Genomic DNA, 11,038 nt, shown 5'->3' on the forward strand with positions numbered 1-11,038 from the left:
TCAAAGTCTTATTTTATCGTACAGAGTAACTAATTTAAGATGATTGCATTTACGGGCTACAGCCTAGCCACACAAAGCCTTTAACTGTTTTCGGAGATGTCTAATGGCCACAGACAAGATAAATCTTGTGTGGGTTCGTGCATAAAGTGAAATGTGAACAACGAATTTACAGGGTTTTCAGCCTCTCTAACTCGCGCATAAGGTGAAATCGATTATGGAGTAAGTGTTTGAGCCTCTTAGCGACTTCGCACATAAATTGAAATTTTGCATCTAATCACGAAAATTCAGGGTATTTTGTTCAATCTTGATGACAATTTACACATTAAATCCTAAATGTTCTATAGTCAATCTGCTTGGCTACCTATGCCACGAAGCGATCGCCTGGGATGAGGCGTAATTCCATCGCACTTTAAAAGTCGGCTTTTAAAAGCATTCGGGCTGTCGTTAAATCAAAGTCTGAAAATTTCAATTTATCTGCGAATTGACTATTTGGCTTAAACCGTTACGCCACAAGCGATTTCACTTTATGCGCGAATCTCGTCGTCTCAAACTCCTATAACTTCGTTGTTCAAATTTCATTTTATGCGCGAACCCACAAGCATATTGGCAACGAAAAAGAAACTATTGCGCTGCCGATGAATTTTGGTTATCGCTGGTATCGCTTGTAATGCGTAAGTTAAGCAATACACAGGTGAAGTGCTAACTTTTAGTTATAATTACCCGTAACTTATTATCATCTACAGCAATAACAACACGCTGGTCTTTAAGAATGTTACTCAGATGTCAGATATCAAAACCTTTACTCCAAAGGGAATCCTACCTTTTTTTATCCTAAAATCATCTACAAGTTAACGCAGCATTAATACTCAGTCTAAGGTGATAACTATTCTAAGTACGCCTACATAGGTTTTTAGCGATCGCACCTTTTTTGCTCAACCTCACCAAATCGCGTTGCTCCCTGGTCAAAGTGGGAAGACATGGGTTTGTTTTGTACATCTTTTTCTTACCCGCATACTGCTCCCAGATGAACCCAATTGAATTGGAGTGGCAGCACCTGAAAAAAGACGAACTATGTGGGCAAATATTTGATGATGAGTTAGACCTGGCTTACGCCGTGATTGATGGCGTTAAAGCTAGGGGAGAAAAAGGCAACTACAGTACACAACGTATTAAATTTAACTCTAATGCCTATGATTAAGTTTTCGTTACATAGTTATAAATTTTCCTGCCCACCTACATATAGGCTTTTCAGGCATTGACATCTTCCTTAAGGGTGAATTTATAATCTACCGTTAGATAGTTTTAATAAATTACAGAAAGCAAATATGCTGTCCTTAACATCAACAAGCAAACAAATATTTTTAATCTCTGCGATGATCTAGCTAGTGATAAAGTAGTTTTGAATAGGGAGCAACGCGAAAAAGTGAGATCGGGGTTTAATTCTCAGTTACATAGCTAGATTCTCAATAAAAACAGCTATTTCGCTGCGATCGCACTATTAAACAGGCGATTTATACCCCTAATTTTTAGCACCTCACAAAATCGCGTTGCTCCCTTTTGAATAATAGTTTTTTAACTATCGTAGATTAAGCACAGATCAATAAAAATCCACCTGATTTAGTTATTAATAGTCATATCAAGTTAGTTTCTCCGGTACTAATATGATAAAATTTTATTGATTTAGATTATAAAATAATCTAGATGTAATTTCATAGAGAAAGTGCAGCAAAAAGCTAATATTACAAGAGACATTCTTGAATTGATTATCTAATTAGAAAGTTTTAAGTTGAGTATTCTTCAGTATCCAGATTCTCTCAACCTTTAAGTTTTCCTGGAATATTGCCAAAAGCCGATAAGAAGCTAAAAATCTTGAAAATGTTGCATAAAAAGCTTCCAGTCAGCACATTTTTTATATCTTCAGAAGTTGTTGATAGATGACTTGAAGAAAAGCTTTTTCGAAAAAAAATACTTACCAAATTATTGGATATACCTAGATGACTAATACTCAAAATTCGGTCTTTAATAGTTCTTATCAAGTTAGTAGTATTGCTAATTTTATAGATATTTTGCATAACAGAGCGCTACATCAGCCGCATCAAAAGGCTTTTACTTTTCTGCAAGATGGAGAAACAGAGTCAGACAGTTTAACCTATAAACAATTGGAACAGCAGGCGCAAGCGATCGCTTCACAATTACAGTCTTTTGGACTTACAGGTGAACGAGCTTTATTACTCTATCCACCAGGACTAGAATTTATTGTTGCTTTCTTTGGATGTTTATATGCTGGCGTTATAGGTGTACCAGCTTACCCACCTCGATCCAATCAGAAAATGACAAGGTTATCAGCGATCATTGCAGATGCTTCGGCAAAGGTAGCGCTCACGACTAATTCTCTATTAAAAGATATACAGAATCGCTTTGCTCAAGACTCAGAGTTAAGCATACTGCATACTCTTGCTACAGATAACATAGACAGCAACCAAGCCCTCAAGTGGCAGAAACCGCAAGTCAACAGTGATACTCTAGCTTTTCTGCAATATACTTCCGGTTCTACAGGGACACCCAAAGGAGTAATGGTTACTCACGGTAATCTGCTACATAATTGTGAGTACATGAGACAAGCATTTCAACTCACATCAGAAACTGTGTCTATATCGTGGTTACCTACTTTCCATGATATGGGACTAATTTTAGGGATTCTTGAACCCTTATATACGGGTTTCCCAGAAATTCTGATGCCACCAACATCTTTTATCCAACAACCAATTAGATGGCTACAGGTAATTTCACGCTACAAAGCAACTCATTCTGGTGGACCCAACTTTGCTTATGAACTTTGCATAAATAAGATTACGCAAGAGCAATTACAAACTCTTGATTTAAGCACTTGGCGCTGTGCTTACAACGGTGCTGAACCTATTCGCCGACAAACCTTAGAACAGTTTATTGCAAAATTCAAGCCCTGTGGTTTCCGCTCTGAGTTCTTATATCCCTGCTATGGCATGGCTGAAGCAACTCTAATGATTTCTGGAGGGCTAGTCGATGCAGAACCAGTTTACTGCACTGTTAAAGCAGATGAATTAGAAGAGAATCAGATTGTGGAAGCATCATCAAATACGCAGAGTGTTAGACATTTGGTAGGTTGTGGACGAGAATGGCTTGATACCAAAATTGTGATTGTTGATCCAGAATCGCTAACACAATGTCCCCCCAATCAAGTAGGGGAGATTTGGGTATCAGGTCGTAGTACATCTCAAGGTTATTGGAAACGACCAGAGCAGACTGAGCAAACCTTTAACGCACAATTACGAGATACCCCAGGAGAAACATTTTTACGTACTGGTGATTTGGGACTTTTGAAGAATGGTGAGTTATTTATCACTGGACGGCTTAAGGATGTGATCATTATCAGAGGTCGTAACCATTATCCTCAAGATATTGAATTAACTGTAGAACAGTGTCATCCAGCATTGCGATTAAACTGTGGATCAGCATTTTCAGTCGATCTTGACGGGGAAGAAAAGTTAGTAATTGCCCAGGAAGTAGAACGGAGTTACCTCCGACAGCTAAATGCTAGTGAAGTGATTGCGGCAATTCGTCAAGCAGTGGCACAGCAGCATGATCTAGAAATCTATGCAGTACTGCTGCTCAGAACTGCTAGCCTTCCCAAAACTTCTAGTGGCAAACTTCAACGCAGTGCTTGTCGGACTGGATTTTTATCTAGGAGCCTAAATGTAGTTGCTGATTGGTGTGCAAATCCTCAAAACAAAACAGAATACCGACATTTAGAAACACAAGTCAAATCGCTATTGCGACAAGTGCAAACAACGACTCTGCCAGATAGTTGTTCAGAAAGCAAAAATTCTAATCAATTAGCTATTTTAGAAACATCACATAGCCAACAAGAGATTACTGCTTGGTTAATCTTAAAGGTTGCCCAAGAACTGCAAATAGTTCCAGAAAATATAGACATTCGCCAACCGTTAGCTGATTATGGTCTAGGTTCTTTGGCAGCTGTCAGGTTTTCTGGTGAATTACAGGAATTTTTGGGACGTCAGCTTTCTCCTAACATATTTTATGATTATCCCTCCATTAAAGCTTTATCCCAATATCTACAAGTAGAACCTTCAGTTTATCAGCTAAAAACGCCAAATAATGGCACTCCACAAGTAGAACTTGGTCAAACTGAGGCGATTGCTATTATTGGTATTGGTTGCCGTTTTCCTGGAGCTAATAACCCAGAAAGTTTTTGGCAGCTTTTGCATGATGGGGTTGATGCTATTCAAGAAGTGCCTGCGTCACGCTGGGACATTGATGCTTTCTACGATCCTACGCCAGGGCATCCTGGTAAGATGAATACCCGCTGGGGCGGCTTCCTTGAACAAGTTGATCAATTCGAGCCGGAATTTTTCAAACTTTCTCCACGAGAAGCTGAGACAATGGATCCTCAACAGCGACTTCTATTAGAAGTTAGTTGGGAAGCTCTAGAAAACGCTGGGCAGATACCAGAACAATTAGCAGGAAGTAAAACAGGAGTGTTCATTGGGATCAGTAACAATGATTATTCTCGATTGCTGTCTAATCATGTAGCTGGCACTGATGCTTACTACGGTACAGGCAACGCTTTAAGCATTGCTGCTAATCGCCTATCTTATTTACTGGACTTGCAAGGGCCTAGCTGGGCAGTGGACACAGCCTGCTCCTCATCACTGGTAGCAGTTCATCAAGCTTGTCAAAGCTTACGTCAAGGAGAGAGCCAATTAGCCCTAGCTGGTGGAGTGAATTTGATTCTAACTCCCCAATTAACAATTACTTTTTCTCAAACGGGAATGATGGCAGCTGATGGTCGCTGCAAAACCTTTGATTCCAGTGCAAATGGTTATGTACGGGGAGAGGGGTGTGGAATAGTTGTTCTCAAGAGATTCTCTGATGCCATAAAGGATGGAGACAACATTTTAGGATTGATTAAAGGTTCAGCTGTTAACCAAGATGGTCGTAGTAACGGATTAACAGCACCAAATGGAATTTCCCAACAGCAAGTAATCCGACAAGCTCTCAATAATGCCAAAGTGGAACCAGCACATATTAGCTACGTGGAAGCTCACGGTACAGGTACATCGTTGGGAGATCCCATTGAGGTAGATGCTTTAAAAGAAGTATTAATGGAAGGTCGAGAACCTGAACAGCCCTGTTGGATTGGCTCAGTTAAAACTAATATTGGTCATTTAGAAGCTGCGGCTGGGATTGCTAGTTTAATCAAGGTAGTGCTATCGCTACAACATAGAGAAATTCCTCCTCAGTTGCATCTCAAGCAGTTAAATCCTTATATTTCTCTAACAAACACACCATTGTCAATCCCGACCAAGCGCCAAAAATGGCCTCAACAACATCAGCAACGCTTGGCCGGCATCTCTTCATTCGGCTTTGGAGGTACTAATGTCCATGTAATTCTGGAAGAAGCACCGACAAAAGCATTGGTGGAGACAAAAATAGAACGTCCCCAGCACCTATTAACCCTCTCGGCAAAAAGTGACCAGGCTCTACGGCAAGTGGCACAACGTTATCAAACTTTCCTAGAATCCAATTCGGTAGCGTCTCTTGCAGATATCTGCTTTACAGCTAATACAGGCCGATCGCATTTTGAGCATCGAATAGCGATCGCATCTGAATCTACAACACAATTACAAGAAACACTAAATGTTTTTGCTAGTGGCAGGCAAAGTATCAAATTAGTAAGTAATCAAATAGATAGTAAACAGCCTCCAAAAATAGCATTTCTATTTACCGGACAAGGCTCCCAATACATAGATATGGGACGCCATATCTACGACACCCAACCCACCTTCCGACAAACTCTCAACTACTGCGATGAAATTCTGCGTCCCTATCTAGAAAAGCCTTTGCTATCAGTCCTCTACCCTACATCAGGAGAAATTTCTCTCATAAATGAAACAGTCTATACTCAACCAGCCCTATTTGCTCTGGAGTATGCCCTAGCAGAGCTATGGAAATCTTGGGGCATAGTACCAGACGTAGTTATAGGTCATAGTTTGGGTGAATATGTTGCAGCCTGTGTTGCTGGAGTTTTCAGCTTAGAAGATGGTTTAAAGCTGATTGCCCAACGGGCAAGTCTCATTCAAAAACTACCTCAAGATGGTGAAATGGTAGCTGTATTTGCAGATGAAGGAAGAGTTACAGCAGCGATTCAATCATACTCTCAAAATATTGCGTTAGCGAAGCAGGAAACTGCCGTGTCCATCGCTGCTATTAATGCTCCAAAGAATATTGTAATTTCTGGTGTATGTCAGTCAATAGAAAAAATTATTGCCGCCTTAGAAACGCAAGGAGTGGAGACTAGACAGTTAAAAATCTCTCATGCCTTTCACTCACCCTTGATAGAGCAGATACTAGATCAATTTCAACACACAGCCAGCCAAATCCAATTTCAAGCTCCTTCTATTCCGATCATTTCTAATCTTACAGGTCAGATGTTACCGCCAGGGTATATCCCAAATGCTAGTTATTGGCGGCACCACACTCGCGAGACAGTGAGATTCATGATGGGAATAAATACCTTATTTGAGCAAGGTTACGAGCTATTTTTAGAAATCGGACCAAAGCCTATTCTTTCAACTTTGGGTAAACGTTGCCAGCAGCAAGGAACTGCGGTTTGGCTGCCTTCTTTAGTACAAGGCAAAGATGATTGGCAAGTCTTGCTAGAAAGCTTGTCTACTCTTTATGTACAGGGAGCGGATGTTGACTGGACTGGGTTTGATTGTGGTTACTCTCGCCGTCTATTGTCACTTCCCACATATCCTTTCCAACGACAGCGTTACTGGATTGCGGAAGACTCTTCTATTAAACAAAACGATTCAGGTCTAGAGAAAGCCAACTTATTCAACACAAACCAGCAAGATAGTACTGATTCTACATTACCTACTATTGTTGGGGACTTGTTTGATGTAGCCTCATCTGAAAATTTTAACTTGACTGGATTTTATAAAGATTATTCACGGCATCAACCACTACATTTTTTGCCAGGAGAAGATAAGTTGACTAAAGAAAAAAATTCCTCGCTAACAGAGAAGAAATTAAATGAAAATGAAGCCAAATCACCTAAAAAACAGCAAGATGCCATCATTTCTAAATTGCGTTTCATAGTTGGAAACTTATTACGAGTGGCACTAGATGCAGTCGAAACCCATACTCATTTTCTAGACATGGGAGCAGATTCAATCGTCATCATTGAAGCTATACGAATTATTGAAAACACTTATGGAATTAAGATTGCTACTCGCCAATTATTTGAAGAGTTAACAACCATTCATGCATTAGCACTCTACATAGACCAAAACTTATCATCAAAATTGGATTGGGCAGATTCATTACAACCTGAGTCTGAAGTGCAACTGCATCAAACAGTGGAAACGACTACTACTGTTGAATCCACGCCAACAGTGTATGGCACACAGAACAGTAAAGAGGAGCGAACGATACCTGAAACTGCAATGGAAAAGATAATGATGCAGCAACTTCAGGTTATGTCTCAACAATTAGATGTCTTGCGTAGCAATGGTTTACCAAAAGAAAGTTTGTTGTCATCAAGCAACGAGCGGTCTCAATTAGCTCATCAAACGACTACACCTATCGTTCATCTTGATACTGGCTCAACATCTTCAGTTACTAGACAAAAATCTGATCAAACTGCTGCAAAACTTTCATCTTGGTTTCAAGTTGAACCACCTAAAGCCAGAGAATTGAGTTCACAGCAACAGCATCACTTAGAATCGCTCATCTTACGTTATACCGACCGTACCCAAAAATCGAAGCAAAGAGCGCAAGCTTATCGTCCAGTTATTGCTGATAGGAGGTCTTCAATCGGATTTCGTTTAGAGACAAAGGAGATGCTCTATCCTATTGTCGGAGATCGGTCTCTGGGTTCTAAAATTTGGGATATTGATGGCAACGAATATGTAGATATTTCTATGGGTTTTGGTGTACATTTATTTGGCCACGGTGTCCCCTGGATTACAGAAACTTTAGAAAATCAGTTTCAGCAAGGTATACAAATCGGCCCCCAATCAAAACTTGCAGGTGAAGTAGCAGAATTAATCTGTCAATTGACAGGCATGGAGCGAGTTACTTTTTGTAACTCAGGCACAGAAGCTGTAATGACATCTCTGCGGATAGCACGTGCCGTCACAGGTCGAGATAAGATTGTTCTGTTCCAAGATGCTTATCATGGACACTCTGACGGAACTTTGGCTATAGCAAGGACTGTGAATGGAAAGCGACAGTCTGCTCCTATGGCTGCTGGGGTAACGCAACACGCAGTCGATGACGTTCTGATTCTCACCTATGGCGAGCCGGAATCTCTGGAAATCATTAAAGCTCATGTTCATGAATTAGCTGCTGTTTTAGTTGAGCCTGTACCGAGCCGCAAACCAGATTTACAACCAAAAGCGTTTCTCCACCAACTCAGACAGTTGACGCAAGAAGCAGGTGTAGCGTTGATTTTCGATGAAGTAATTACTGGCTTTCGCATTCATCCTGGCGGCGCACAGGCTTGGTTTGGTATTAATGCAGATATCGTCACCTATGGCAAACTTATCGGTGGTGGAATGCCAATTGGAGTTGTTGCAGGAAAAGCTGCTTACATGGATAGTATTGACGGTGGGATGTGGAACTACGGCGACGCATCATATCCCCAAGCAGTAATAACATTTTTTGCTGGCACATTTTCTAAACATCCACTTACTATGGCAGCTGCACAAGCTGTACTCAAGCATCTGATCGTAGAAGGATCAGCACTACAGCAACAGTTGAATCAGCGCACATCACAGTTAACCACAACACTCAATGCTTATTTTAAACAAGAGGATGTGCCTATTAAGGTGACGCATTTCAGTTCATTCTTCCGTTTTGTTTTATCAGGTAATTCCAGCTATTTATACCAGCCTTTAGAACTGGATTTGTTGTTCTATCACCTAATTGAAAAAGGAGTTTACATTTGGGAAGGGCGCACCTGTTTCCTTTCCACAGCCCACACAGATGAAGATATTGATTATGTAATTCAAGCGATTAAAGATAGCGTTGAGGAGTTGCAAAAGGGAGGGTTTTTTGCTAAACACTCAAGCAAGATATTAGAAGCAAAGAATGGGTCAGCCATCACATCTCCTGATTTTGTACCAGCATCTGTATCATTAGAAACACAAAATTCGACTAAAAACATCCCATTATCTATATCTTTGGCAACACAACACGCAACTAATGGAGCAGCAAACGAGACACAAATAGTACCTTTAACTGAGGCTCAAAAGCAACTTTGGGTTTTGACAAAGATAGGAGATGATGGATCTGTAGCATACAATGTTTCCCTAAGTCTGCAATTGCAGGGGTGTTTTAGACTAGTGGCGATGTCTCAAGCAGTGCAGAAAGTTGTAAACCGCCATGAGGCTATACGAACAGTAATTGACAATCAAGGCGATTTTCAGCAAATTATGCCATCCTTGAAGCTAGACATTCCTCTGATTGATTTTTCAGATACGGATGATGATGAACGTGAATCTAGAGTGGCAAAGTGGTTGAAAAAAGAGAGTCAGACACCTTTAGACCTCATCCAAGGCCCGTTGTTCCGTATCCATATCCTCAAGCTAGAAGAACGACTACATTTACTGGTTTTGACAGCTCATCATATTGTAATCGATGGCTGGTCGATGAACCTGATTTTGCAAGAGATAGGTGAATTGTATTCAGCAGCTTGTCAAGGTGTCGTTTCCCAACTTCAACTACCAATGCAATTTAGGGAATATATCAACTGGCAGGAACAGCAAAGTCAGACTGGGAAAATGGCAAATCATGAATCTTACTGGTTGGAAAAATTTGGTAAGTCAATTCCTGTTTTGAACCTCCAGACTGACTATCCTCGCCCCTCAATCAAAACCTATAAGGGTAGTAGACAATCGATACGACTTGACGCTAACCTTTGTCGTGAGATTAAAAAGCTAAACAGAGAGCAGGGTTGTACTTTATTTATGACACTGCTGGCAGTTTACACAGTTTTACTTCACCGTATAACAATCCAAGATGACCTTGTAGTGGGTATTCCCGCCGCTGGACGTTCCTTGGAGGGTAGCGATCGCTTAGTCGGCTACTGTGCCCGCATATTGCCTATTAGAAGTGACGTTGATGGAGAACGATTATTCTCTGAATATCTACAAAGCTTGAAGACTGCATTGTTAGAGGCTTACGAACACCAGGATTATCCTTTTGCCAGACTGCTCAACCAACTAAGAGCAGGTTGGGATTTTAGCCGTTCGCCTCTAGTTACGGTCATATTTAACTTGGAACGACCTATGGCTGTAGATATGTTTGAGATTGAGACAGAGTGGTTCTCACAACCTATTAGTTCTGTTGATTATGACCTGAATTTGAATGCCACCGAGATTAATGGTGAAATTGTATTAGACTGTGATTACAGTACTGATTTGTTTGATCCTGCGACAATTGAACGCCTGCTGGGACAGTTTCAAACCTTGCTCAAGGCAATTGTTTCTAATCCACAGCAGCGAGTTTCAGAATTGCCACTACTGACCCCATCCGAGCGAAACCAGTTGTTAGTAGAGTGGAATAATACCCGAAAAGAGTATTCCCAAGACAAGTGTATCCATCAATTAATTGAAGAACAGGTAAAGCGATCGCCAGAAGCAGTTGCGGTAGTATATGAAAATCAGCAATTTACCTACCAGGATTTAAATTATCGAGCTAATCAGTTAGCCAATTATCTGCAAGCATTAGGGGTAAAGCCTGAAGTTCCAGTGGGCGTTTATGTTGAACGCTCCTTAGACACGATTGTAGGATTATTAGGGATTTTAAAGGCAGGTGGGGTTTATGTACCGCTAGATCCTGACTATCCCAAAGAACGCCTAGCCTATATGTTGAGTGATTCACAAGTGTCGGTGCTGTTGACTCAAAATAAGTTAGTGAATCAATTGCCTGAGCATAAAGCCGATGTAATCTGCTTAGATACAAACTGGGA

The 11,038-nt window shown here is 40.7% G+C and carries 2 protein-coding genes; both read left to right on the forward strand.

The window, feature by feature from the left end; translation table 11 throughout:
* The first annotated feature begins 1,024 nt into the window (after window positions 1-1,024).
* On the forward strand, window positions 1,025-1,198 hold the full coding sequence (locus tag CDG77_RS37080; RefSeq protein ID WP_190234119.1) for a hypothetical protein: 174 nt from the start codon (window positions 1,025-1,027) through the stop codon (window positions 1,196-1,198).
* Between the two features lie 796 nt (window positions 1,199-1,994).
* Window positions 1,995-11,038: type I polyketide synthase (locus tag CDG77_RS38175; RefSeq protein ID WP_223270081.1), on the forward strand; the 9,044-nt coding region annotated here is incomplete at its 3' end.

The sequence above is a fragment of the Nostoc sp. 'Peltigera membranacea cyanobiont' 213 genome, from assembly GCF_002245975.1.
Taxonomy (GTDB): domain Bacteria; phylum Cyanobacteriota; class Cyanobacteriia; order Cyanobacteriales; family Nostocaceae; genus Nostoc.

Bases quoted from the DNA above. Each gene is read 5' to 3' on its own strand.
- CDG77_RS37080 (WP_190234119.1), top strand. From the start codon at position 1,025: ATGAACCCAATTGAATTGGAGTGGCAGCACCTGAAAAAAGACGAACTA.